Source organism: Archangium gephyra (assembly GCF_049060025.1).
GTDB classification, from domain to species: Bacteria; Myxococcota; Myxococcia; order Myxococcales; family Myxococcaceae; genus Archangium; species Archangium gephyra_A.
On record NZ_JBMEQQ010000002.1, the window covers coordinates 4,586,201 to 4,610,600 of the forward strand.

The following is a 24,400-nucleotide window of genomic DNA, read 5'->3' on the forward strand; positions in this document are numbered from 1 at the left end:
CTTCCCCGTCAAGCTGACAGGATGACCCCAAGAGTCACGAGCGGTGAAGGGCAGCAGCTCCCCTGAGTGGTAGGCGAACGCTCGGCCTATCCTCTGGGGCGGTTGTGATTCCAACGGAGCGCCCCGCATGACGGAGAAGAATCGCACGCCCCTCGAGGGGAGGGCCCTCATCACGAAGGACAGGGGCGGCGCGCTCCTTCTGGCCTTGGCGGTCCTGGTGCTTCCGGGAGGGTGCACCGCTGGACGCGCCCCTGCCTCGTTCCCCTATACCTCCGGGCCACCCCAGCCGGCTGGCCGTGCCAGCGCGCAAGCCGGGTACCGCCAGGATACGCCTCCGCTGGATGGATGCGGAACGCCTCCCCCGGGATGGCCCGGCCAGTCCTCCAGCGACGCCGAGGAACTGCTCGCCCCTTTCCTCTCGTGCACCTCGCCCGCGGCCTTCGTCCAGTTGCAGCGCGGGGTGGACATGGTCCGGCTGGTGGAGCGGTTGGATGACTGGAGCGCCGTGCGGCTCGGCGCCCTGGGGCCCGTGCTTCCCGAGGCCACCGGAATCCTCAACCGCAAGCGCGCCTCCTTCCTCGTCGCCACCACCCGTGAGTACGGCCCCGCGCTCGCCGAGGTGTTCGCCCTCTTCGTCGTCCACTCCGCTTTCGACGACGATGTGAGGCAGGTGCTGCGCCAGCTCGCCCTCGACAAGCGGCTGGGGCAGACACTGGGGCAGATGGCCGCGGTCCGCGAGCACCTGCGGCAGCGGGGCCTCCCCTTCTCGGACTACGCGGACCGGCCCGAGCGCCCGGGCGATGCGCTGCGGGGCGCGGGGGAGGGAATGGGGGAGATGCTCTCCTCAGCCCCGCTCTTCCAACTGGGAGGGGGGCTGGAGTACGGCGCACGCAAGGCGCAGTTGCCTCCGTCCTACCGGCGCGCGCTGGATGAAGTGGAAGACGCGCTGGCCAGGCAGGCCCTGGAGCCGGGCAACGTGGCGCTGGGGGTTCTGGACGAGCTGACGTTCGGCGTGCCGCTGGGCTTCTACGCCCTGACGGCCGGGGTGGGCCACGGCGCCTACTCCCTGACGCAGGGCCAGTACGAGCAGGCCGCGCGCGAACTGACCCCCGCCGTGCTCATGGTGGCCCTGTACGCGGGAGGCAAGGGCGTGCGCGCCCTCTCCCAGGGACGAGTCCAGACCCTGGCGCCGCGCCTGGAGGAACTGAGGGCCACGGCGCAGCGCCTGCGGGAGCAGCTTGGAGGCGAAGGACTGCAAGAGGTGGCCCGCTACCTGCGGGCGGACCCCGAGGCGGCCCTGCTCGTCATCGACGGCGGGGAAGCCGGGGCGCTGGCCCTCCACGAGGCCCGGGGCAACGTGCCCAGGGCCCAGGCCTGGTTGTCCCAGGCGAAGTCCGAGCGGCCCGGTGCCCCCGGGAGGCGGGGCGGGGCGGGGACGAGTCCGGGCGGCGTGGCCTCACTCGCGGACGAGGCGGCGGGGCTCTCCCGCGAGGTCCTGGACTCCAAAATCCTGGAGCTGGAGCTCGACATCCCAGGCCCGCGCCTGTCCCGGGACGTGGCGGTGCTGGAGAAACAACTGGTGGCCCTGGAGAAGGCGCCGCCGGTCGGCGCCACGGAGCACGCGCTCTGGGGCGAGTACCTCCAGTACGGCAAGGGGCGCCTGGCCGACTTGCGGCAGGGCAGTCAGTTGAAGAAAGGCGGGCAGCTCGAGCCGCCCCTCAAGTGGGACGGCTACCAGCGGATGCGTGAGTTGCTCCTACGGGGGGTAAGGTTCGAGCGCGGCAGGGCGCAACTGCTGCGCGACGAGGCGGCCCTTCCCCGGGCGCAGCGCCAGCTCCTCCAGGACTTCGACTCCCCGCGTGTCGAGACCTACGTGGGCGTGCGCAAGCCCGAGAGCGGCCTGCGTTTCGCGGATGTGCTCGTCATCGAGCAGAAGCCGCCCGCCGCACAGGCTCCTCGCGTGGAGACCGTCAGCTTCAAGAGCCGCGACTTCTCGGGAATGGATTTAGGGTCCATACAAGCACGGATGAAGGCGGATGCGAGGGAAGCCTTGGCGTACTACGGTGAGACGTTGGACATCGTCCGTCCCGGGCTCAAGCTGCGCGTGAAGGTGCAGCGGGTCCGCCTCATCTACGAGGGTGGTCCACTCAAGCCCAAGGACGTAGACGCGTTGGAACAGGCCGTGAAAGAAGCCCAGAATCAGGTCCCAGGGGTGGAGGTGATGTTCCAATGAAAACCCTGAGTGTTCACAAGTCGAAGCCGGAAGACAAACTCTGGCTCGAGTTCGATGGTGCCTTCGACGACCAGGCGGCACGGCAGCGTGAATTGGAGCCCTTTCTCCAAGCGCTCGAACAGTACGCGGGCGGGTGGATGCCGGAGGTCGTCAAAGGCAAGCGGCACCGCAAATACTCCCGTGCCGCCATCTGCAAGGCCCTGGAAGAGGAGCACGACGACAGAGTCAAAACCATCGGCCTCTATCGGACCCAATGGCCCGCGTTGGACCTGGTACTCAGTCTCTGGCTCCAGCCTTCTCTCCTGAGATTCTTTGGCTATGTGAAGCCGCTTTCCTTCTTCGCGGAAGCCGAGCGCTGCCAGCACTTCGTGGAGATGGTGCGCGCCTGGGCTTCCCGCTACCCCGTCTCCCACGCCTCGGCTCACAGTTCTGATGACAGGGCATTGTCGGGTGCCCCCTACTTCGGCCGCGATGAGAAAACCTCACGAAGGGACGGCTTCGACAAGATCTACGCGGTGTGGTGGCTCAACGTCTTCGGCCCCGAGCTGGTGGAGAGCGTCGGCCGCGAGCGCATGCTCTCCACGCCCGCGCACCGGGTGGAGGAGCTGCCCAACGGCTCCATCCTCCTGGTGACGTGGCCCACCGCCGCGGACTTCGCCAGTGACGCGGCCCGCCTCGCCCAGGCCCGCGCTCACGTCCACCTCCGGCCGGACCTCGATTTCGACACCGTGCTCCACGGCCTGCGCGAGCGCAGCGCCGCCCTCGCCCCGGTGCAGCCCCACTTCCACCCGGAGGCCGCCTCACTCTTCTCGCGAGTCGTGGACCACGTCTCCAGCCACGAGCGCCCACGCAAGATCGCCGAGCTCAACGCCTGGCAGCCCCCCGAGCGCAGGCAGTGGCTGCCCGCCAGCGCCGCCCTCCCCTCGGACGTGGCCGACCCCCAGCGCGTCCTCGAGCGCTACAGCCTCCTCGCCGAGCACCTCGTGGCCATGCTGCACATCGAGGTGCCCTCCGTCATGCAGGCCCCCCCCGAGTCGCTCACCGACATCGACTTCTTCTTCTGGCGCGAGGACGTCCCCGGCACCCGCCTGCGCGAGGCGCTCGACACGCACGTGATGCGCGCCGTGGGCGCCTACCTGGGCCAGGTGCTGGTGCACCACCTGGATGGCCAGTGGATACCGCGCGACAAGCTCATGGAGAACCAGGTGCTCGTCGGTGAGCGCGTCTGGTTGCCCTTCATCCGCGCCTGGCACTACCTGCGCTCCCGCCAGTCCCTGCTGGACTTCTCCCTCACGCAGCTCTTCCGCGAGGCCGAGCGCCACCGCGCTCCCGAGCCGCCGCCCTCCGAGTGAATCGGCAGGGCCTCACTCATCGGGGATTGCCAGCGACAGATCGACTTGACCGAGCCTTGCCTGTTCTACGGCCTCCAGCCAGTCGTCCCAGACACCGGGATCCGATGGCGTGCCGTCTTCGAGCAGCGACATGCTGCCCAGGAAAACGCCCAGGTCGTCCGAGCCTGTCATGTCGTAGAGCATCTTCAGGTAGGCGTACATCGCCGCGTAGGCTTCCTTGGTCGTGATCTTCTCTTCCATGTCCATCTCGAGAACGGGGTCCGCCCCGGACCCCGCACTCGTTGACGTCAACGAGTGATGCAACCAGAGGTGTGATGCTCATTGACGTCAACGAGTGAAGCCGAGGTGGGGCGTGAGCCGGGCTCAGTAGCGCTGGCGCTTCGGCGGGTTCAGGATGTGGAGTTCCGGGGGCTCGTTGGGGTCCGGCTGAGGCACGTCGGGCCGAGGCTCCCCCTCGGGCGGCTCGATGGCGGTCTCGAAGCGGGGCATGTTGATGATGACGCTGCCCTCGCTCCGGTCCACCTGATCCAACGGAGCCCCGGTCGCCGCGTATCCCTCATACGTCGGAATACCGTACACCCGCTCCATCGAGCTGACGGCGGCTCCGCAGATCGGCAACCACGAGCCGTCAGGGCGTTGGATGCGGTTGAATCGGATGTAGACACGCATCGGCGTGACCTTCGCCTCGCCTTCCAGGTTGAACTCCCGGTCATCATTGAACGGCACCATGATGGCCGTGACAGGCCCGGGCTTGACGTTGAGGGGTCCACCCTCCTCGCGAGGATAGGCCGATGAGGCCGGAGTGCCTGACGTCATATAGGTGGGATAGAGGTATTCAGGCGTGAAGCCCAGCTCGAGCGGAGTGGCGCGGGCCTCGGGTGAGCACCGCGCGAGGAAACCAGCCGAGTACGGACGCACATCGGGCGTGGTGGCGCATCCGGCGAGCTGCACGAGCGCCGCCCCCCACACGGCGCGCATCGTGGCGCACCAGCGCGAAGAGGCCTCGCTCGACGGAGCGGTGACGGAAGGGTCCTGGCTGTTCTGGGAAGACGGCACGGGCGGTGCTCCTTGCTCGGAGAGCGCCAGCGGGGCCGGCGCGGTGGACTCCACGTGAGGGTGCAAGTGAAGCAGCCACCAACCTAACCCGAGCAGCCCCAGCACGAAGGCCCACTCCACGAGAACCACCGGCCAGCGCCTCGCACGGCCCGCGCTCGCGGAGTCCTCGGACGCCCCAGGGAGGCCCGACTCCGGTTGCGTGGCCTCCGGAGCCGGAGTGCTCCCGCGCTCGGAGAGCGGGACCGACGGCACCCGCCAGGACGCCAGATGCCCCTCCTCCGTCCGCAGCCGCTCCAGCTCCTCGCGCACGGCCCGGACGCTCGCGGGGCGCTGCGCGGGCTCCTTGGCCAGCAGCCGCATGGCGAGCGCGGAGAGGGAAGCGGGGACCTCGGGAGCGTGCTGCCGGGGCTCGGCGGGCGAGACGGTGAGAATGGCCACCAGTAGCTGCTCCAGCGGTAGCGCCGGGTCGAAGGGGCGCAGACCCGTGAGGGCCTCGTAGACGAGGATACCGATGGCGTACAGGTCCGCCGTGGGCCGGGCCTCGAAACGCGAGCCCTTCTCGAGGACCTCCTTCCCCAACAGGAAGCGGACAGCCTCGGGAGGCTGGCAATAGAGCGTGCCCGGGGCCAGCCCCTCCGTCAGCGGGCGCGCGCACGGCAGGTGGACGGCCCCCAGGTCGATGAGAAAGGGCCAGTCATCGCCCTCGCGCACCAGGATGTTGTCGGCCTTGAGGTCGCGGTGGCACACCCCGCGCTCGTGCATCGCCTCCAGGGCGCGCAGGATTTCGATCAGCACGCCCACCCACTGGAGGGGCGTGGCCCGCTTGTTCCAGCGCCAGTCGTGGAAGGTGGCACCTGGAACATGGTCCGTGACGAAGAAGGAGTAACCCGTCCGGGGGTCCGGCCATCTCCCCATCTCGTGCACGGGCAGCAGGTTGGGATGTGAAAGGTGCTCCAGCGAGACCGCTTCCCGGCGCATCCAGCCATCGACGCGATCCTCGTCCGCATCCGAGGCCGGCTGCGACGCCATCTTCATGACGTACGGGTTGCCTTCGTGCTCCACCAGGAAGAGGAGGGAGAAGCCACCGACGCCCAGACGGCGCACCACGAGGTACTCCCGCACGCTGTGTCCCGAGCGCAACTGGTTGGGATGCAGGGCCTTGTTCATGGCAGCGCGAGAACGGCTTCCGGGAGAGCCGAGCCTTCCACCGACAGCAACAGGTGCGAGGTCCCTCCGGGAGGGGTGGCCACCACGGTGTGCCGGGAAGCGGCCTCTCCCGGGGAGGTCGGTGGAACATGGAGCAGGGGCAGCACCAAAAAGGAGCCATTCCCCAGGGACGCCCGGAGCTGGAGCCGCTCCCAGTCCCCCGCAGACGGCTTGCTCTTCCAGCCTGGCAGCGTGGACAGCGTGATGAAGACGTGCGGGCCAATCCGGAGGACCGAGTCGACCTTCGCCTGAATCACTTCTCGCAGCGTCACCCAATGTTTCGGCCGGGCCAGTCCGACCTGTGCCGCCGGTGCGGCCTGGAGGATGCGGGCCACGTCAGCCACGCCCTCCTGGCCAGCAGCGGGCGCCTGGAGGCGGACGAGCCGCACCTCTCCATCCACCTCGCCGCGGCGGGTGACGAGCGCGAGCTGGAGGGAATCGCCCGGCAGCAGCGGCACGGTGAGCACCGGGCGATCCCCCTCCCCGAGGTCAGCGGAGGGCAGGACGATGAAGGAAGTCCCATCCACCGGGACGAGCCGGACGCGCCCGCGCTCGTCCTGGAGCACCGGGCCACCGGGACCGAGCGGGACTCCAGTGGTGATGACGGTGGCGCTGCCGCCCGCGACGGACACCTCGGGGAGCGCCCCGCCGGGAGCCGCGGAGGCGTGAACGGTGCGCTTCCGGGACACGCGCTCGACGGGCCGCTCCCGAGCGGCGGCTGACAAGGACGACAAGAGGAGCGGCCCGAGGAGAGCCACCCAGGAGACGGAGCGCAAGCGGACCCTTCACCGTGAGACGGCCCAAGCTAACCGGGGCGGCGCCGGGCGGGCAAGCTTCAGTCCACTTCGGCGGTCCTGTCCGTAAACGTGACTTCCGGAATCCCCTGCGGTATGTGGAAACCAACCCAGGAGATATGATGAACCATCCTACTCGCGAGATAGCCGTCGCCGCCCGCCCCCTCCTCCACCTGTTGTTGCTGGTCCTTCCGCTGGCCGCGGGAGTGGCCTCGGCCCGGAGCAGCTCGCTGCCCGAGGGCTGGGAGCCCGAGGCTCGCGAGCTGAGGCTGCACGAGGGGCCCTCCGCCTCCGAGCGGGAGGTGCGCGTGACGCGGAGATTCCTCTCGGTGGTGGAGTTGATGGATGGGCGGGTCGATCTGGAGCGGAGCACGCTGGAGGGAGCCGGCGAGCGCATCCGGATGAAGCAGCAGGACGGCAACCTGCTGCTGCTCGATGTGGTGGGGGACCTGAAGCCGGGCGAGCGCCTGCCCCTGTCGGTGGCCTATGAGGACGGAACGCGGCTGGAGCTGACGCTGGTGCGGGGCGAGCTGCGCACGGACCTGAACGTGCGGGTGTACCGGCGGCCTCCGCCGACGACGGAGGAGAGCGCGGCGCAACTCGCGGAGACGCTGGCGGACTTCGCCGTGGCGTACGAGCACCACGAGCTGAGCCGGGGACAGATGAGGTGCTTTCCCGAGGAGCCGCGGGAGGGGCCACGGGTGGGTCCCGAGGGCGCCCAGGAGTCGCGCTTCCGCTGCGAGCCGGTGCCACACGAGTGCGGAAAGTTGCCCTCCTGGCTGCACCGGCGGGAGTCCCTGGGCCGCTTCACCGTCAATGGCAAGAACGGAGGCGGAGGCAAGGTGGGCATGATGGGCAACAGCATCGCCTACCAGATGCATTCACAAACGGTGGTGCTCATCTGGGTCCTCGACATGGACCCCGAGCGGCGCTGGCGGCCGGGCGAGTACGCGCTGAGGAGGGAGGCCACGGGCGAGGCGGTGCGCCTGCGTGCCGTGAAGGTGGAGGTGCCCGAGGAGGGATTGGAGTTCGGCACGGTGGGGTTGATGAGCTTCGTCATGGACACGCCGAGTTCCGGCACCGAGCGTTTCGTGTTGGAGGTGCTCGAGAAGGACGGCGGCCCGCGCCGGATTCGCGTGGAGGGCATGACGTTCGAGGCACCCGGGCAGAGCACTCCCGCCCGGTAGGAGAGCCTCGTCTAACGATCAGTTGCCGAACTCGGCATCGAACGCGGCAATCGCTTCCTCAATGGAATCGAATGGTCTTGAGCGCTCCTCGGGAGAGACCTCGCAGAACAGCTCCAGTAGCTGCCGCTCGTGGTGCCGCGTGCAGCCACCTCGAAGCACAGCTTCATGGGGATTCCTCATGGTCCTGGCCACCCCTCCATGGGTGGCCAGTCCAGAAGAATACCCCCGCGCCTCAGCGCCCCTTCGAGGTCTCGCTCTGCTCGAGCTGGAGGATCTCGTCCACCACCTGCGGCTCGGCCAGCGTGGAGGTGTCGCCGAGGCTGTCCGTCTGGCCCTCGGCCACCTTGCGCAGGATGCGGCGCATGATCTTCCCCGAGCGCGTCTTCGGCAGGCCACTCACCACGCGGATGCGGTCCGGCGTGGCCAGCGGCCCGATGATGCGGCGCACCTGCTCCTTCAGCGCGCCCACCAACTGCTCGGAGCCCATGTCTCCCGGCTTCACCGTCACGTAGGCGCAGATGCCCGTGCCCTTGATGTCGTGCGGAAAGCCCACCACGGCGGCCTCGGCCACCGCCTCGTGCGCCACCAGCGCGCTCTCGATCTCCGCCGTGCCCAGCCGGTGTCCCGACACGTTGAGCACGTCATCCACGCGTCCCGTAATCCAGTAGTAGCCGTCCTCGTCGCGGCGGCAGCCGTCGCCCGTGAAGTACATGCCCGGGTAGGTGGAGAAGTACGTCTCGCGGAAGCGCCGGTGGTCTCCCCAGATGGTGCGCGCCTGGCCCGGCCACGGACGCTTCAGGCACAGGTTGCCCGAGACGCCATTGCCCTCGATGACCGCGCCCTTCTCGTCCACCAGCACCGGCTCGATGCCGAAGAACGGCAGGGTCGCGCTGCCCGGCTTCGCCGGCGTGGCTCCCGGAAGCGGCGTGATGAGGATGCCGCCCGTCTCCGTCTGCCACCACGTGTCCACCACGTCGCAGCGGCCCTCTCCCACCACGTCGTGGTACCAGCGCCACACCTCGGGGTTGATGGGCTCGCCCACGCTGCCGAGAATCCGCAGGCTCTTGCGCGAGGACTTCTTCACCCACTCGTCTCCCTCGCGGATGAGCGCGCGCAGCGCCGTGGGCGACGTGTAGAGGATGGTCGCCTTCACGTCATCCACCACCTGCCACATCCGGCTCGCGTCCGGGTACATCGGCGTGGACTCGAACATGACCGTCGTCACGCCGTTCACCAGCGGGCCATAAATCAGATAGCTGTGGCCGGTGATCCACCCCACGTCCGCGCTGCAGAAGAAGACGTCCTCCGGGCGGATGTCGAAGACGTACTCGTGCGTCATCGCCGCGTAGACGAGATAACCCGCCGTGGTGTGCAGCACGCCCTTGGGCTTCCCGGTGCTGCCCGAGGTGTAGAGGATGAAGAGCGGATCCTCGCTGGACATCCACTCCACGGGGCAGGTGGAGCGGTGCTTCTCCATCTCCTCCTCGAGCACCTTGTCGCGGCCGGCCTTCATGGACACGGGCTTCGGGGTGCGGCGGCTGACGAGCACCGTCTCCACCTGGGTGAGGCCCTCGAGCGCCTGGTCCACAATGGACTTGAGGGCCACGGCCTTGGGGCCGCGCGGCGCCTCGTTGGCGGTGATGACGATGCGCGCCCCCGAGTCGAGGATGCGGTCTCTCAGGGACTCGGCGGAGAAGCCGGCGAACACCACCGAGTGCACCGCGCCGATGCGCGCGCACGCCAGCATGGTGTAGGCCACCGCGGGCGTCATGGGCATGTAGATGCAGACGCGGTCCCCCTTCTTCACCCCGTGCGCCTTGAGCACGTTGGCCACGCGGGCCACGTTGTGCTTGAGCTCGCGGAAGCTGATCCGCTGGTACTGCCCGGGCTCATTGCCCGCCCAGATGATCGCCGTCTTGTCCGGCTGGGTGTGCAGGTGCCGGTCCACCGCGTTGTGACAGGCGTTGAGCCGGCCCCCGCCGTACCAGGAGAAGTCCACCTCCTCCATGTCCGTGTCGAGCACGTTGGACGGCGGGTGGAACCACTCGAGCCGCTTCGCCTGCTCGCCCCAGAAGCCGGCGGGATCCTCCAGGCTCTGCTTGTAGAGGCGGTGGTACTCCTCCAGGCTCTTCACGCGCGCGCGCGCGGTGATGGGCTCCTTGGGCGCAACGAACATGGTGTCTCCCCCAGGGGATGGAACGGGTTCAGGTTGGAGTCCTACAACGCAAGCGCTATGCCTACCCGGAAATCTCGTGCTTCCGGTGGCTTGTGTACTGGACGCACCGCGTCGAGACGTCACGCGCGGAAACGGACCGTTACCTTCCGTAACATGTCGGCTACATGACGAGCCGGCCCCTTCGAGCCCACCCGTGAAGCCCTTCCTCCACGTCTACGCCCTGCGGCTGCGCCATAGCTGGAAGTTCATCCTGCTCGTGGCCGTGCTCGCCACCGCGGGCGCGGCGCTCTGTCAGAAATACGATCTGCTGCGGATGAGCGACGCCGAGCTCGGCGCCTATGACCAGGGGCTCACCTTCTTCACCCGGGGCCACCCGCGCTCGAAGGACGTGGTCATCGTCGGCATCGACGACAAGACTCTGCAGGGCATCCGGGACAACGAGACGTACGTGCGCAACTACGGCGTCTATCCCTACTCGCGCAACCTGTGGGCGCGCGTCTTCGAGCACCTCGTGGACGAGGGCGCCCGCGCCATCGTGTTCGACGGCGTGATGGACGAGCGCGGCACCGATGAGAGCAATGACCTGGCCCTCGCGCAGGTGCTGGAGGAGCGCGGAATACCCCTCACGCTCGGCTTCAGCATCAACGCGGGCCAGCCCGCCCTGCCCCGGGTGGAGCCCGTCAACCGGCTAGCCCACCGGCCCGCGCCGCCCACGCCGGACGTCCGCCTCGCCGCCGGCAGCGAGGACTCCACCGGGGACTTCACCGAGTTCGCCGAGACGGAGGGCCCTCCACCCCTGAAGCCGGAAGAGGTGGCCCGGGCGCTCGCCTTCCCCGTGCACCCCCCCGGCCTGCGGCTGCCCTCGCTGGAGCAGAAGCCGGGCGACACGGGCGCACGGCTCATGCGCCACCCGGTGCCTCCCCTGCCCGCCCTGGTGCGCTCCACGCCGGGCTTCGGGCTCGTCCTGCAGGAGGAGGACGAGGACGGGCGCCTGCGCCGCACCCGCTTCGCCTACTCGGACGGGGCCAACACCTACGCCACGCTGTCGCTGGCCGCGGTGGCGGACATCCTCGGCGCGGAGCGGGTCGAGCTGACGCCGGGCAAGCTGAAGCTCGGCGCCCGCGAGCTGCCCATCAACCCGGACGGCAGCGCCGAGCTGGACTTCGGCGGCACGTGGAAGGACCGTTTCGAGGCGCTGAGCGTGTACGCGGTGCTGGAGGACTGGGCACGCCGCCAGGAGCACCAGCGCAAGGGCACGCCCTACGTGCCCGTCATCCCCGAGGGCACCTTCCGCGGCAAGGTGGTGCTGGTGGGCGGGCTCTCGGTGGGCACCAGCGACGTGAAGTCCACGCCCTTCCAGAGCGACGCCCCCGGGCTCGTCAAACACGCGGTGATGCTGGAGGCGCTCCTGTCCGGCGGCTTCATCACCCAGGCGCCCTTCTGGGCCTCGCTGCTGCTCACCTTCTGCGTGGCGCTCTTCTCCGTGGCGCTCATCACGCTGGTGCGCGTGCCCATGCTGGAGCTCGCCTGGCCGCTGCTGCTCTTCTTCGGCTTCTTCCTCGTCACCGGCCTCTTCCTCGAGCACGGCCGGGTGCACCTGCTCAACGCCATGCCCGTCTACGCGGGGAAGCTCGCCGCGCTGTCCGCGGTGGCCTTCAACCACGTGTTCGCCAACCGCGAGCGCGAGCGGCTGCGTCTGGCCTTCAACCGCTTCCTGGACAAGACGCTGGTGGATCAGCTCGTGGAGCAGCAGAAGGTGCCCTCGCTGGAGGGCGAGACGCGGGAGATCACCGCCTTCTTCTCCGACATCCGCGGCTTCTCCTCCTTCAGCGAGCGCTTCAAGGATGACCCCAAGGCGCTGGCGGCCCTGCTCAACCGCTACCTCACCCGGGTCAGCTCGGTGCTGATGCGGCACGGGGCCTGCCTGGACAAGTACATCGGCGACGCGGTGGTGTGCCTCTTCGGCGCGCCGCTCAACATGCCGGACCACGCGGTGCTCGCCTGCCACGCGGCGCTCGCCGTGCGCGACGAGGTGGAGGCCCTGCGCGCCGAGCTTCCAGAAGGAGGGCCTGCCGGACGTCTACACCCGCATCGGCCTCAACTCGGCGGAGATGTTCGTGGGCAACTTCGGCAGCGAGCACCTGCTCGACTACACCGCCATCGGGGATGGAATGAACCTGGCCGCCCGGCTGGAGGGCGCCAACAAGGCCTACGACACCACCATCATGATCGGCCCGCGCACCTACGCCATGGCGCGCGAGCACATCGAGGCGCGGGAGCTGGACCGGGTGCGGGTGGCGGGCAAGGAAGAGGTGGTGACGGTGTACGAGTTGCTGGCGCGCGCCGGAGAGCTGCCCGCGGCGAAGCGCGCCACCGTGGAGCGCTACCACCGGGCCCTCGCGCTCTACCGCGAGGCCCGTTTCGAGGAGGCCGCGCGCGTGCTGAAGGAGGCGCTCGCGGCGGACCCTGAGGAGGGTCCCGGCCGGGCCCTCCTTGCGCGGTGTGAGCGTTACGCGTTGAATCCCCCCGCCCTCCCCTTCGACGGAGTGGTGAGCCTGGAGAAGTGACCGTGAGCCTCGAGAGACTTCCCACGCTGCTGGCCCTGGTGTGCGTGGCCACCAGCGCTACCGCCCTGGCCGTGACGCCCGGCGGCACGCTGTACATCAAGGCGAAGAACACCCACCTGAAGGCCTCGAACAGCCCCACCGCGGACACGCTCGTGGTGCTGCAACCCGGCAAGGCGGTGACGTACGAGGGCCGGCAGGGCAACACGCCCTGGTGCAAGGTGATGGTGCCGGGGGACAAGAAGGGCCCCGTCCAGGGCTTCATCTACCAGGCCAATCTCTCCGTCTCGCCGCCCTCCATGGAGGTCACCAGCAAGAACCCGGGCAAGCCGCTGTCCCCCGAGGCCTTCGCCTCCTCGGGAGCCGCCGTCAAGGCGCTGGGGCCCGGAGCCATCGCGTACGGCAAGACGCTGAGCCGGCCCGAGAGCGTCCAGCAGCTCATCGCGCTCGAGTCGCTCGCCGCCTCCATCGACTCGGCGCAGGTGTCCGAGTACGCCCGCGCGGGAGGACTGCCCGAGGTGGTGGGCCGGCCCGAGGTGGCACGCCGCTCCGCCCCGGCCTCGCGTCCGGCGAAGAAGGGGGGCCGGTGATGAGCCCGCGCCGCGTCCCCCTCGCCGTGGCGTGCCTGATGCTCGGCCTGCCGGGCTGCACCGCCGTGCGGCAGGTCCTGGGTCAGTCCGGTGGCACGCTGGGGCAGTACGCGAAGGAGGCGGAGGAGGCGGAGCTCCGCGCCGCCGAGCTGCGGAAGGACTGCGACACCCTGAAGGCCCGCGCCATCACCTTCGAGGAGGAGAGCGCCTTCGGTGGTGCGGTGAGCGTCAACTGGGTGAGCCGGGGCGGAGGGCTCACGCGCCGGCCGCGAGCCCAGGCGCTGCACGTGCAGCTCAACAAGATTGGCAAGAACCTCGCGGCCCAATCCAGCCGGCCGGACCTCCCCTGGACGTTCGGCGTGCTCCAGTCCGAGGGCATCAACGCGGTGAGTGGACCCGGGGGCTACGTCTTCGTGTCCGAGGGGCTGCTGGCGCGGCTGGACAACGAGGCCCAGCTCGCGGGCGTGCTCGCGCATGAGATTTCCCACATCACCCGCAAGCACGCGATGCGGGAGTACCAGCGCTACCTCGTGGACCAGTGCGAGGACGCGGTGAGGGCCGAGAAGTCCAAGCCGCTGGCGAAGGCCGCGTCCACCACGGCGAAGGAGCTCGATCGCGCGGTCGGGGGGCTCGGGCAACTGCTGCCCGCCGGCGAGCTGCGCGGCCTGTTCAAGCAGGCCGCCGGCCAGGTGAGCATCGACAAGTGGGGCAAGGAGGCCCTCCAGGCCTTCACCAACGGCTTCATCGCCCGCCTCACCGAGAAGGGCTTCGGCGAGCAGGACGAGTACGCCGCCGACACCGAGGCCGTGGAGTTGATGGCGGCCGCCGGCTATGCGCCCGAGGAGTACGTGGCCTTCCTGTCGAAGCTGCCGGACAAGGGGCTGTCCACCGAGCATCCCCGCAAGGAGAAGCGCCAGAGCCTGCTGCGCGCACATCTGGCGGAGCTGCGCAAGCGCGCTCCGGACAACGACTTCGTCACCTCCGTGGACCTCTCACAGACCCGGGTCATCCCCCTGCGGGACGCACTCCAGGCAGGCACACCGGCCACCGCCGCCCACACCGACTGAACGAGGGGCTGGCTCCTCCCCTCCCCGCACCATTTGAGGACGCTGGCGTGAGCGGGATAGCGTGGGGGCCAGCCTGTTCGCGACCCCATGCCCCCCCCAAAGAACCTCTATGCGTTCGTGGTCCTCGGAGGGCTTCCCTTCGCCCTCGCCCTCGGCGGACTGCTGTACTTCGTCACCGGCCACCCCCATGACGCGGCCGGATGGAGCGTGCTGCTGATCGGCACTCCGGTGCTGCTGGGGCTGACGCGCTACTCCTTCTGGTTCCTCGGGGAGGCCCGGCCCGACCAGGAGCGGACCCGCTTCCTCTCCATGCTGGCCGAGGGAGACCTCACCCACCCCGCCCACGAGAGCATCGGGGACCAGCGCGAGGTGCGCCGGTTGCTCATCTCCCTGCGCCGCGCGCTCAGCCAGGTGCAGCGGATGACGGGCAACGTGCGCCGCACCTGCCAGGGCGTGTCCGAGGAGGTGCGGGCGTTGCTGGAGGCCGCGCGCCGTCAGGGCGGAGCGGTGGAGCGCTCACGCGAGTCGACGGCCAGCATGGGCCAGAGCCTCGAGGCCGCGGGCAAGCGCGTGGCGCAGCTCGATACCTTCACGCGGGAGACGAAGGGCTCGCTGGTGGAGATGACCGAGCGGCTCGGGCAGGTGGCCGAGGCCTTGCTCGCGTTGGACGACTTCTCGCACCGCACCACGCAGCAGGTGGAGTCCATGAGCGAGCGGCTGCACCACATCGCCTCCTCGGGTGACGAGCTGGCCCGCTTCGCCAGCGAGGCGGAGGCCTTCGTGCAGGTGGTGCACACGGGCATCGATGCGGTGCGCCACCGTGCCTCGGAGACCAACCAGCTCGCCCACGCGGTGACGGCCACCGCCGAGCGCGGCGAGGTGCTCGTCAACGACTGCGTCCAGGGCATGTACCGGGTGGAGGAGACGGTCCGCAAGGCCGCCGGGCTGGTGGACTCGCTGGGCGTGCGCTCCACACAGATTGGCCGCATCGTGGACGTCATCCAGGAGATCGCGGACCAGACGAACCTGCTGGCGCTCAACGCGGCCATCATCGCCGCCCAGGCCGGAGAGCAGGGCCGGCCCTTCGGCGTGGTGGCCGACGAGATTCGCAGCCTCGCCGAGCGCACCGCGCGCTCCACGCGGGAGATCGCCACCATGGTGGGGGGCATCCGCCGCGAGGTGGACACGACGGTGTCGCTGGTGAAGGAAGGCCGGGAGCAGGCCAGCGCGGGCGTGCAGCTCGGAGACCGGGCCGCCGAGGCGCTGATGGAGATCCGCACCATCACCCAGCGCACCTTCTCGGCGGTGGAGGCCACGCTGGCCGAGACGAAGCGGCTGGAGGCGCAGGGCTCCACGGTGGTGGAGGCGAGCCACCGGGTGGCGCGGCGCGTGGATGACGTGACGCGGGCGGCCATGGAGCAGGCGGGGCACGGGCGCGAGCTGGTGCACCAGACGCAGCAGATGGCGAAGCTGGCGCAGGAGGCCTCGCACAAGGCCGAGGGCCAGGCGCGCACGGGCAGGGATCTGTCCGCCGCGGTGGTGCGGCTGAGCACGGCCATCGACGAGATCCGCGCGGCGCACGACGTGCTGACGCGGGGCGACGCGGCCATCGGCGACGAGGTGGCACGGGTGCACGAGGACGCGCTCCAGGTCATCCGCATCGGCGATGGGCTGAGCCGCACGGTGGAGCAACTGGCGCACGAGGCGGCCAGCCTGGATGGCGAGGTGTTCCGCTTCCGGCTCCCGGCGCCGAAGGCGGGCGGCACGCTGCGCGCGGGCCTCCACCAGACGTCCATGGTCAACGCGGTGGGCCGGTTGGATCCCCTCTTCAGCGTGGAGATCCAGATCGCCGAGCTGTGCGCCTGCGTCTTCTCCAACCTGCTGAGGCTGGAGGACGGTGTCCTGGTGCCGGACCTGGCCGAGCGCTGGGAGACGGACCCCTCGGCGTGCCGCTACCGCTTCCACCTGCGCCAGGGCGTCACCTTCCACGACGGCACACCCCTGACGGCGCGCGACGTGAAGCGCCACTTCGAGCGGCTGATGAACCCCGCCGAGAAATCGCCGGATCGGGGACTGCTGGAGGACGTGGAGGGCGCCAGAGCCTTCGCCGCGGGCCAGGCGCGCGAGGTGAAGGGCCTCGAGGTGCTGAACGAGCAGACGCTGGAGATCCGGCTGGAGGAGCCCAAGGCCTTCTTCCTCCAACTGCTGGCGCAGTCCTCCACGGGGGTGGCGCGGCTGGACGCGAGAAATCAGGTGGTGGGAACGGGCCCCTTCCGGCAGGTGGACTTCGGGAAGGAGCGCATCGTGCTCGAGCGCAACCCCACCTACTGGCGCCAGGGGCAGCCGTTGCTGGATCGGCTCGAGTTCCACCTGGTGAACTCACGCGAGGAGGCCATCGCCGCGCTGCGCAAGGGAGGCGTGGAGTTCGTCTCCTATCTGCATGCCACCCAGGTGAAGGAGCCCGAGCAGGAGGGCTGGCAGATCGCGACGGGCGTCACGCCGTCCACGTCCCTCCTCGGCTTCAACGTGCGCGACCCGATGTACAGCGATGTCCGGGTCCGCAAGGCGCTCCGGGCCGGACTGGACGTCCAGGCGCTGGTGGACCACTTCTACAAGGGGGCGCGGCTGGCGAGCACGCTGACGCCTCCGGAGCTGCTGGGTGAAGGGGGCCTGCTGCCCGAGCCGCGCCTGGACCTCGACCTGGCCGAGCGGCTGCTGCGCGAGGCCGGGGTGCGGCGGTTGCGCATGACGCTGTACCAGACGGTGGAGCGGGACACCTCGGCCGAGGACGCCCTGCTCTTCCGTCCGCTGGTGGAGGCGGGCCTGGTGGAGCTCGAGCACGTGAAGCAGGGCCCGGAGGAGTACTCGGCCCTGCGGCGCGAGGGGCGGCTGCCCGTCTTCCGGTTGCACTGGATCTCCGACTTCCCGGACCCGGACAACTTCCTCCACTTCCTGCTCAACTCGCAGGCGCAGAAGCTGTACGTGCTGGGCTACCGCAACGAGGAGCTGGACCAGCTCACGGCGGAGGCGCGCGTCACCATCGATCCGGAGCGGCGCAAGCAGCTCTACCGGCGCGCGGAGAAGCTCGCCCACGAGGACTGCCCCGTCGTCCCCCTCTTCCACCCCCGCGTCCACGCGGCGACGAGCGGCCGGGTGCAGGGGCTGCGGCTGCACCAGACGCCTCCGCAGGTGCGCTACGAGGAGCTTCTGGCTGGACCGGACGGGGGACGAAGAAGCGCGCTGACTCCCGCCTCAGAGCACCTTGCGGAAGGCGTACAGCACCCGCTCGACGAGCTTCTGCCAGAGCGGGCGGCGGCGGAACTCGTCCAGGTCCACCTCGCGGCAACTCTGGCAGTCGCCGCGGAAGGACTCCTCCAGACTGCGCCCCAGCCGTGGGTCCGCGAAGACGGCATTCACCTCGTGGTTGAAGAGGAGCGAGCGCCGCTCGAGGTTGAACGAGCCGATGGTGCCCCACACCCCGTCCACCACGGCCGTCTTCGCGTGGAGCACGCAGCGCTCCCACTCGAAGATGCGGACACCCGCGGTGAGCAGCTTCTCGTAGAAGGCGCGCGTGGCGTGCACCAGCCAGGGGTGATCGCTCTTCGCGTTGAGCAGCAGGCTCACTTCCACGCCGCGCTGGGCGGCCTCGCGCAGCACGGCCACCAGCTTCCGGTCCGGAATGAAGTAGGCGGCCGCCACCAGCACGCTGCGCCGCGCGCGGGAGATGGCATGCAGGTAGGCGCGGTGGATGCTGCGGCGGCTGGAGAGCACCGCCAGGCTCACGTCGCCGCTCCGCCGCAACCCCGCCGCCCTCCGACGCCGGCGCGCCTCACGCCAGGAGCGGAACCGGTCCTGGAAGGCCATGCGCCAGGTGGCCACGAAGCGGCGCTCCAGCTCGTACACCGCCGGCCCTTCCACGCGCAGCACGTCGTCTCGCCAGGCGCCGCCCTCGCCCTCGGGGGCCCAGTGGGCGGAGATGTTCACCCCGCCGATGAAGGCCACGTCCCCATCCACCGCCAATATCTTCCGGTGATCTCGCCGCAGCAGGTGGCGCAGGCCGCGGCCCAGGCTGGTGAGGGGCTTGAAGGGGCGGATGTCCACCCCGCGCGCGCGCAGGGCCTCGAAGAAATCACGCCGGCTCGTCCAGGAGCCCAGCGCGTCGTAGAGCACCCGCACATGCACGCCCCGCTCGGCCGCCTCCGCCAGCGCCTCGCCGAACAGTTCACCCACCGCATCGGAGATGAACATGTACGTCTCGAGGTGGATGTAGCGGCGGGCCCCCCGGATGGCCGTCAGCATCGCCGGGTAGGCCTCCACCCCGTCGCGCAGGAGCTGGCAGCCATTGCCCCGGAGCACCGAGTGCGAGCGCGGCAGGTAGTACCGGGCGAGCAGCGCGGAGGACACATGAGGGCTCCACACGGGCTCATGGGCAGGCAGGCAGCCAGCCGCCTGCCTGGGTGACTCCCCAGGCCGATCTTCCGCCTCCAGCTCCGTGCCGATCCCCACCTCCTGCTCGCCCATGGTGGGGAAAGGGTGGGAATGACCCGGCCATCCGGCAACCGGTGCGCCCGGCGCCCGGGTCAACTCCCGAGCCACCCCGGCGTCACCGGTTGGACACCCCGGCGGCTACAGCCCCAGGTCGGCGCGCTTGATTTCCGCCATGCGGGCGCAGCGCTGGTCGTACTCACCCGGGAAGTACTCACGCGTGTGGTCCAGCGTGGCCGAGGCCGCCTGCCAGTTGTTCTGGTTGACGTACCCCTCCACCTCCAGCATCAGCTTGGAGCAGACGCGGTCCAGCTCCGCCTGCGTGTCCTTCACGCGCTCGCGCGCCTCGTAATAGAGGTCCGGCTTGGGCTCGGGGTGGGCCTCCAGCAGCAGCCACGCCTCGCGGAAGGACTTCCACGCCTCGTAGCGGTTGCGGGCTCCCACTTCCTTGTTGTCGATGTTCTTGCGGGCGCGCGCGTACGACTTGCGCGCCTCCTCGACGAGCTGCTCGGGCGGAATCTCCGGCAGGAGCACCTTCTCCAGCCAGATGTTCCAGATGCGCCACTCGTCCTCGCCGGGCGGGTTCTTCGTGTTGTCGAAGGTGATGCGGTTGACCTCGCCCTTCTTGAGGAGCTGCGAGGGGATCATGATCTCCAGGATGCGATCCTGGCTGGCCAGCGTGTCCGGGGGCACCTTGCCCAGGTCCACGCCGTTGATCGACACCACCACCTCGCCCTCGGAGATGCCCTGCGCCTGGAAGTGCACGATGGCCATGGCCCGGGTGGCGGCGGTGTACTCCCACTCGAAGACCTTCTGGCCCGGGTTCTCCCAGATGACGCCCTCGCCCAGACCGAACGAGTCGTCGATGGGCGTGCCGCTGATCGCCATGGGCTCGGGGCCCCGCGCCACCTTCGTCTCGCCGCCGAGCACCAGCCAGTACACCACGCCCACGATGCTCAGCGCGGCCACCACGCCCAGGCCGATGATGCCGTTGCGCACGGCGGGGCTCGCATCGGCCCAGAAGAGCCGGGCCTGGGCCACCAGGCCGGGAGACTCACGCCGGATGCGGGCGCGCTCCGCGGCGGACAGTGCCCCGCCCTGGGCCGGCGGAGCCGAACGCGCTACCGCGTTGGACGTGGGGCGCCGGGGCGAGGCGGCGGGAGCGGACTCCGGAGCACGCGCCAGCGCGCCGGGCCCTGCCGCCGGAGCACTGGAGCGGGTGGAGGTACGCGGGGAAACGCCGCCCGGGGGCAGCGCGGGCTGCGTCCCGGGACGGGTGGAGGAGCGCAGCGTCTGGATGGGACGCGTGGTGTTGAGCCGCGCCTCCTCCAGCTCCTCCTCGTTGGCCCCCTCGGGGGCCAGGGCCGCGCCGCGGTTGCGCTGGCGCGCCACCGTGTCCACGGACACGATGCGCGTGCTGTCTGCGCTGACGCCGCCCGCGTCCGTGACGATGTCGCCCGCCACCGGCCTGAAGACGAACACCACCGGCCCGAGCGACAGCTTGTCGCCCTCCGCCAGGGCCTGCTTCTCCTTCACCAGCTTGCCATTCACCTGCGTGCCGTTGGAGCTCCCCAGGTCCTCGACGAAGTGCTGGCCTCCCTCGGCGAAGATGCGGCAGTGGCGGCGGGAGATGCCCGCGTCATACAGGACGACGTCACACTCGTTGACGCGGCCGATGAGAACCGAGTCCTGCTCGAACTCGAACTCCTTCCCGGCCTCCTTGCCCTCGGCGATCGTCAGCTGAAAGCTCATGAAAACCTCAGACTCCTAGCACGGCCTTCGCCGCACGGGCCACGGCCGCACGGGCCGAAGCGGGCTCGAGCACCTCGGCCTCGCCGCCGAACGATAGCACCCACTGGGTCAACCAGCGCTCGTTGTCGCCCGCCACCCTCACCTCGACTCCCCCATCCGCGAGCAGGCGAGCGTCCTCGCCGAAGCGCTCCCGGACATAGGGGGCCACCAGCTTGGAGAAGCGCACCCGCACGGCCGCGTTGGTCCGGGCCGGGTTGGGCACCTCGGCCCGGGCATCCTCCCGGGGCTGGAAGGGGGTGTCGGTGACGGTCAGGGCCTGCATCCGATCCACCCGGAAGAGCCGATCGTCCTGGCGGTTGAGGTCCCACGCCTGGAGGTACCACTGGCCCCGGTGGCTGAGCAGCTCGTGCGGCCGCACCCGGCGCGACTCGAGGGCGCCCCGGCCCGGGGTGGCGTAGTCGAAGGACACCTCGCGCCGCTCGTGGATGGCCCGGGTGAGCGGCCCCAGCGCCTCCGGGGCCTCCACCGCGGCGTCGATCTTCCGGTACATCTCCCGGAAGCGCTCGCCGGCGCCCGGAGGCAGCACGCCCTCCAGCTTCTCCACCGCGCTGCGGAGCGCATCACCCGCGGCGGGGCGCAGCAGCTCCGCCGAGGCGGCCAGGGCCGAGGCCTCGCCCACCGTCAGCCGCGGCGGCGCGGACAGGCGCTGGTCGAGGTCCACGTAGACGCGGTCGTTCTCGACGTAGATGTCGATGTAGTCGTCCGGGTTGAAGGGGGGCCGGCCCACGCAGGTGAGCAGATCCAGGTCCTCCAGCAGGTGCTCCCGGCTGACGTTGAGGGCGCGCGCCAGCTCCTCCACGGAGATGCCGGGGCGCGAGGACACGAAGGGAACGAGGAACAGCAGACGGCGCAGACGCTCGTGGACGCTCATGCCGCCACCTCCTCACGGGGTGCGTGCTTCTCGAGAATCCGCGCGGCCATCTCCGTCACCCGCTGCCGGGCATCCTCGGGAGCCTCCACGCGGCACTCCGGCCCGAGCTGCAGGCAGAAGCGCAACAGTCCATCCAGGAACGTCACCGGCAGCTCCACGAGCACGCCCTCGCCGTCCTCGGCCGGGGCCACGGAGGCGCCCGGGAAGAGCGAGGCCCCGCGGGTCATCAGCTCGCCGGTGAGCCGCAGGCGCGCGGTCTGGGGCTCGTGGAAGCGGTGCTGCCAGGGGTAGCTGGCGACGTGGTGGTCGAAGGCGAAGCCCTCGGGCACCTCGAAGTCCGGGGTGCGCGGGCGGGCGGTGTTCGCCTTGAGCGAGCGGATGCGGTGCACGTGGAAGGTCCGCACCCCCTGGCGCAGGTGGCAGTAGCCCACCAGCGTCCAGATGCCCCGGCGCAGCACCAGGCCGTACGGGTCCACCTTGCGCTCCGTGAGGTCCGGCCGCTTGGGCGAGCCATAGGACATCTGCACCCACTTGTGCGAGGCACACGCCTCCCAGAGCGACTCCAGGTGCGCGGCGAGCTGCGGCCCATCCTGCTCCGTGCCCAGCTCCATGCGCACGCGCGGGGTGGGCAGCGCATGGCCCGCGAAGAAGCCGATCTTCCGCAGCGCGTGCGACAGATCGTCCCGGCCGGGGAAGGCCCCGGACGTCAACGCGGCGCTGCCCGCGGCGTAGAGGACGGCCAGCTCCTCCTTGGAGAGGTCCACCTCGGGCAGGTAGTAGGCATCGCGGTCGACGACGTAGCCGTCCTTCCGCTCGTCGTCTCCCTGGATGTAGGTGAGGGGGAAACCCAGCTCGAGCAGTTCCGCCTTGTCGCGCTCGAACTTGCGTTCGGCGGCGTCATCGGAAATGCCCATGTAGTCGGCGGGGAAGTGCTCGCGCAGCTCCGCCCAGGAGATTGGTTCCCGAGCATCCAGGAACAGCGCGACGAGATCGAGGAGGCGTTCGGTACGGTCCATCGGAAGGTTTTCGACAATGCGCAAAAGCGTCAGGCCGGGTCAAGGCAGGGAGCCGTGTCGGCGGACGGATGCCCGCTCACGCTCCGTGAAGCCGTGGATCTACTCGCAGGAACTGTCACTGAACAGCTTTTTGCTGAACGCACATTCAGGTATGTCCATGGGTGAGCGGAACCGACCTGGGTTGGCGGGCAGGCGTTCGAGGGACCCGGGCTCGCGAACGGCGGGCAACTGGGATATTCCTTGGAATCGACGGCGTACATGCCTGATCGGGCGGGCTCGCCCGGCCGCATGCACTGCGAGGACCCACATGACGCGCTCCACCCTCATCAAGAAGGCATGGCTCGGGCTGGCGCTGGTGGGACTGGCCTGTATCGCCGGAGCGCCCAGCCAGGCGAAGGCCGAGCCGCTCTACTTCGCGCTGGAGGTGCGGCGCGAGGGACGGCTGGTGGCCCAGCCCAAGCTGCTCGGAGAGACGGGCCGCACGGTGCGCGCCGAGCGGCGCAAGCCGGGCGCGAGTGAGCCGGACTACCGGCTGGTGCTCACGCCCACGGCCGAGGGCGAGACGTTCCGCCTGGAGCTGGATCTGATGCTGCCGGAGATCAAGGGGCACTCGGAGCTGGCGCTGCTGCACGGCCAGGAGCGCCGGGTGCAGCTCGGCCGCTACCCGGGCGACCTGGAAGTCTCCCTGCTCCTCATGAAGGTGGACTCGCCCGAGTTCCGGGCACTGATGGACCTGACCGTGGAGCCCGCCGTGGGCGGCTCCGGCCGTCCCATCTGAAGCCGTCCGCCTACAGCACCGCCAGGTCGTCGCGGTGCACGGCCTCGTCGAGGTAGCGGTAGCCGAGCACGGACTCGATGTCGGTGCTCTTGAGCCCCGCGATGCGCCGCAGCTCGCCATGCTCGTAGGCGCTGAGCCCGCGGGCGAACACCTGCCCCTGCTCGTCGGAGAGATCCACGGGGTCTCCCCGGCCGAAGTCCCCCTCCACCGAGCGGATGCCCGAGGGCAGCAGGCTGCGCTTGCCACCGACGACGGCCTCGCGCGCCCCCGAGTCCACCACCAGCTTGCCCTTGGGCTTGAGCGCGTGGGCGATCCACGCCATGCGGGCGCTGCGCCGGGAGCCGGAGGTCTCGAAGAGGGTGCCCACCGGCTCGCCGGACAGCACGGAGCGCAGGCGGCCGGGCACGGCGCCGGAGGTGATGAGGCAGCGGACGCCGAGCTCGGTGACGCGGGCGGCGGCGCGAATCTTGGTGGCCATGCCGCCGGTGCCCACCAGCGAGCCGGAGCCTCCGGCCAGGGCGAGCAGCTCGGGGGTGACGGCGTCCACCTGGGGGAGCAACCGGGCGTTGGGGTCCTTGCGCGGGTCGGCGGTGAAGAGGCCCTCCACGTCCGAGAGGACGATGAGCACATCGGCCTCCACCACGCCCGCCACCAGGCCCGCCAGGGTGTCGTTGTCACCGAACTTGAGCTCGTCCACCGAGACGGTGTCGTTCTCGTTGATGACGGGCACCACGTTGGCCGCGATGAGGCGCTCCAGCGCGTGCTTCACGTTGAGGTAGCGCCGCCGGTCCTGCACGTCGCCATGGGTGAGGAGCACCTGGGCCACCCGCCGGTCCGCCTTGCCGAAGGCCTCCTCGTAGGCCTGCATCAGCCGGCTCTGGCCCACGGCCGCGCAGGCCTGCTTGCCGGGAATGTCCTTGGGACGCGCGGGCAGCCCCAGCCGCTCGACGCCGAGGGCGATGGCACCACTGGACACCACCACCAGCTCCCGGCCCTGGGCCGCCCACAGCAGATCCTCGCCCAACGCCTCGAAGTGGGCCCGGTTGAAGCGGCCCGTGGCGTTCGTCAGGGCGTTGGTTCCGATCTTCACCACCACGCGCCGCGCGGCGCGCACCGCGTCTCGTCCGGAGGAGCTCACGCACCAAAGCTATGCCATCCCGGTGTCAGGAGGGACACCGGAACTTCGTCCCTCCCCAGGAAGCACTCGCCGAGG

Annotated in this window: 17 protein-coding genes and 2 pseudogenes; 9 read left to right on the top strand and 10 right to left on the bottom strand. The window is 70.0% G+C overall.

Annotated features, from left to right (window positions below; translation table 11 throughout):
- The first annotated feature begins 127 nt into the window (after nt 1-127).
- Together ACN28I_RS19970 and ACN28I_RS19975 are read left to right on the top strand one after the other, a co-directional pair.
- On the top strand, nt 128-2,233 hold the full coding sequence (locus ACN28I_RS19970) for a hypothetical protein (protein ID WP_420943563.1): 2,106 nt from the start codon (nt 128-130) through the stop codon (nt 2,231-2,233).
- A complete protein-coding gene (locus ACN28I_RS19975; RefSeq protein WP_420943564.1) occupies nt 2,230-3,585 on the top strand; it encodes a hypothetical protein in 1,356 nt (451 codons plus the stop codon). The genes ACN28I_RS19970 and ACN28I_RS19975 overlap by 4 nt, the downstream gene beginning before the upstream one ends.
- Nucleotides 3,586-3,597: 12 nt before the next feature.
- Here ACN28I_RS19975 and ACN28I_RS19980 read toward each other — a convergent pair whose 3' ends face one another.
- From ACN28I_RS19980 to ACN28I_RS19990, 3 genes are all read right to left on the bottom strand, one after another.
- Nucleotides 3,598-3,825 carry a hypothetical protein gene (locus ACN28I_RS19980; protein ID WP_420943565.1) on the bottom strand — a complete coding sequence of 76 codons (228 nt, stop codon included), beginning with the start codon at nt 3,823-3,825 and terminating at the stop codon, nt 3,598-3,600.
- Between the two features lie 123 nt (nt 3,826-3,948).
- Nucleotides 3,949-5,808, bottom strand: a complete 1,860-nt coding sequence (locus ACN28I_RS19985; protein ID WP_420943566.1) for a serine/threonine protein kinase — start codon at nt 5,806-5,808, stop codon at nt 3,949-3,951.
- The gene (locus tag ACN28I_RS19990) at nt 5,805-6,605 is read right to left on the bottom strand and encodes a DUF2381 family protein (protein WP_420948675.1); all 801 of its coding nucleotides are present in this window, start codon (nt 6,603-6,605) and stop codon (nt 5,805-5,807) included. Before ACN28I_RS19990 ends, ACN28I_RS19985 begins: the two co-directional genes overlap by 4 nt.
- Before the next feature lie 158 nt (nt 6,606-6,763).
- On the opposite strand from ACN28I_RS19990, the gene ACN28I_RS19995 reads away from it, so the two are divergent.
- The gene (locus ACN28I_RS19995) at nt 6,764-7,828 is read left to right on the top strand and encodes a DUF2381 family protein (protein WP_420943567.1); all 1,065 of its coding nucleotides are present in this window, start codon (nt 6,764-6,766) and stop codon (nt 7,826-7,828) included.
- 18 nt (nt 7,829-7,846) lie between these two features.
- Here the strand turns inward: ACN28I_RS19995 and ACN28I_RS20000 are convergent, their stop codons facing one another.
- Nucleotides 7,847-8,008, bottom strand: coding sequence for a hypothetical protein (locus ACN28I_RS20000; RefSeq protein WP_420943568.1), 162 nt, complete (start codon nt 8,006-8,008; stop codon nt 7,847-7,849).
- Nucleotides 8,009-8,060: 52 nt separating this feature from the next.
- Nucleotides 8,061-10,004, bottom strand: a complete 1,944-nt coding sequence (gene acs / locus ACN28I_RS20005; protein ID WP_420943569.1) for an acetate--CoA ligase — start codon at nt 10,002-10,004, stop codon at nt 8,061-8,063.
- Between the two features lie 313 nt (nt 10,005-10,317).
- On the opposite strand from acs, the pseudogene ACN28I_RS20010 reads away from it, so the two are divergent.
- The 5 genes and pseudogenes from ACN28I_RS20010 to ACN28I_RS20030 form a co-directional block, all read left to right on the top strand.
- Nucleotides 10,318-11,982: pseudogene (locus ACN28I_RS20010) on the top strand (CHASE2 domain-containing protein); the annotation flags it as partial.
- Between the two features lie 133 nt (nt 11,983-12,115).
- Nucleotides 12,116-12,571 carry an adenylate/guanylate cyclase domain-containing protein gene (locus ACN28I_RS20015; RefSeq protein WP_420943570.1) on the top strand — a complete coding sequence of 152 codons (456 nt, stop codon included), beginning with the start codon at nt 12,116-12,118 and terminating at the stop codon, nt 12,569-12,571.
- A gap of 2 nt (nt 12,572-12,573) precedes the next feature.
- Nucleotides 12,574-13,158 (top strand): SH3 domain-containing protein, encoded by a 585-nt coding sequence (locus ACN28I_RS20020; RefSeq protein ID WP_420943571.1) that lies wholly within the window; start codon nt 12,574-12,576, stop codon nt 13,156-13,158.
- Nucleotides 13,158-14,225: a M48 family metalloprotease gene (locus ACN28I_RS20025; RefSeq protein WP_420943572.1), complete on the top strand. Its 1,068-nt coding sequence runs from the start codon at nt 13,158-13,160 to the stop codon at nt 14,223-14,225. Before ACN28I_RS20020 ends, ACN28I_RS20025 begins: the two co-directional genes overlap by 1 nt.
- A 705-nt stretch (nt 14,226-14,930) precedes the next feature.
- Nucleotides 14,931-17,135, top strand: a pseudogene (locus tag ACN28I_RS20030) (ABC transporter substrate-binding protein); the annotation flags it as partial.
- A 342-nt stretch (nt 17,136-17,477) separates the two neighbouring features.
- On the opposite strand, the gene ACN28I_RS20035 reads toward ACN28I_RS20030, so the two are convergent.
- The 4 genes from ACN28I_RS20035 to ACN28I_RS20050 form a co-directional block, all read right to left on the bottom strand.
- Nucleotides 17,478-18,746, bottom strand: a complete 1,269-nt coding sequence (locus ACN28I_RS20035) for a phospholipase D-like domain-containing protein (RefSeq protein WP_420948676.1) — start codon at nt 18,744-18,746, stop codon at nt 17,478-17,480.
- A 105-nt stretch (nt 18,747-18,851) separates the two neighbouring features.
- Nucleotides 18,852-20,462 carry an FHA domain-containing protein gene (locus tag ACN28I_RS20040; RefSeq protein WP_420943573.1) on the bottom strand — a complete coding sequence of 537 codons (1,611 nt, stop codon included), beginning with the start codon at nt 20,460-20,462 and terminating at the stop codon, nt 18,852-18,854.
- Between the two features lie 7 nt (nt 20,463-20,469).
- Nucleotides 20,470-21,393 (bottom strand): helix-turn-helix transcriptional regulator, encoded by a 924-nt coding sequence (locus tag ACN28I_RS20045; protein WP_420943574.1) that lies wholly within the window; start codon nt 21,391-21,393, stop codon nt 20,470-20,472.
- Nucleotides 21,390-22,409, bottom strand: coding sequence for a helix-turn-helix transcriptional regulator (locus ACN28I_RS20050; protein WP_420943575.1), 1,020 nt, complete (start codon nt 22,407-22,409; stop codon nt 21,390-21,392). The genes ACN28I_RS20045 and ACN28I_RS20050 overlap by 4 nt, the downstream gene beginning before the upstream one ends.
- Before the next feature lie 307 nt (nt 22,410-22,716).
- Here ACN28I_RS20050 and ACN28I_RS20055 point away from each other — a divergent pair, with 307 nt between their 5' ends.
- Entirely contained in the window at nt 22,717-23,187 is a 471-nt protein-coding gene (locus ACN28I_RS20055; protein ID WP_420943576.1) for a hypothetical protein, read from the top strand.
- 10 nt (nt 23,188-23,197) lie between these two features.
- Here ACN28I_RS20055 and proB read toward each other — a convergent pair whose 3' ends face one another.
- Entirely contained in the window at nt 23,198-24,325 is a 1,128-nt protein-coding gene (gene proB, locus ACN28I_RS20060) for a glutamate 5-kinase (RefSeq protein ID WP_420943577.1), read from the bottom strand.
- Nucleotides 24,326-24,400: the final 75 nt, after the last annotated feature.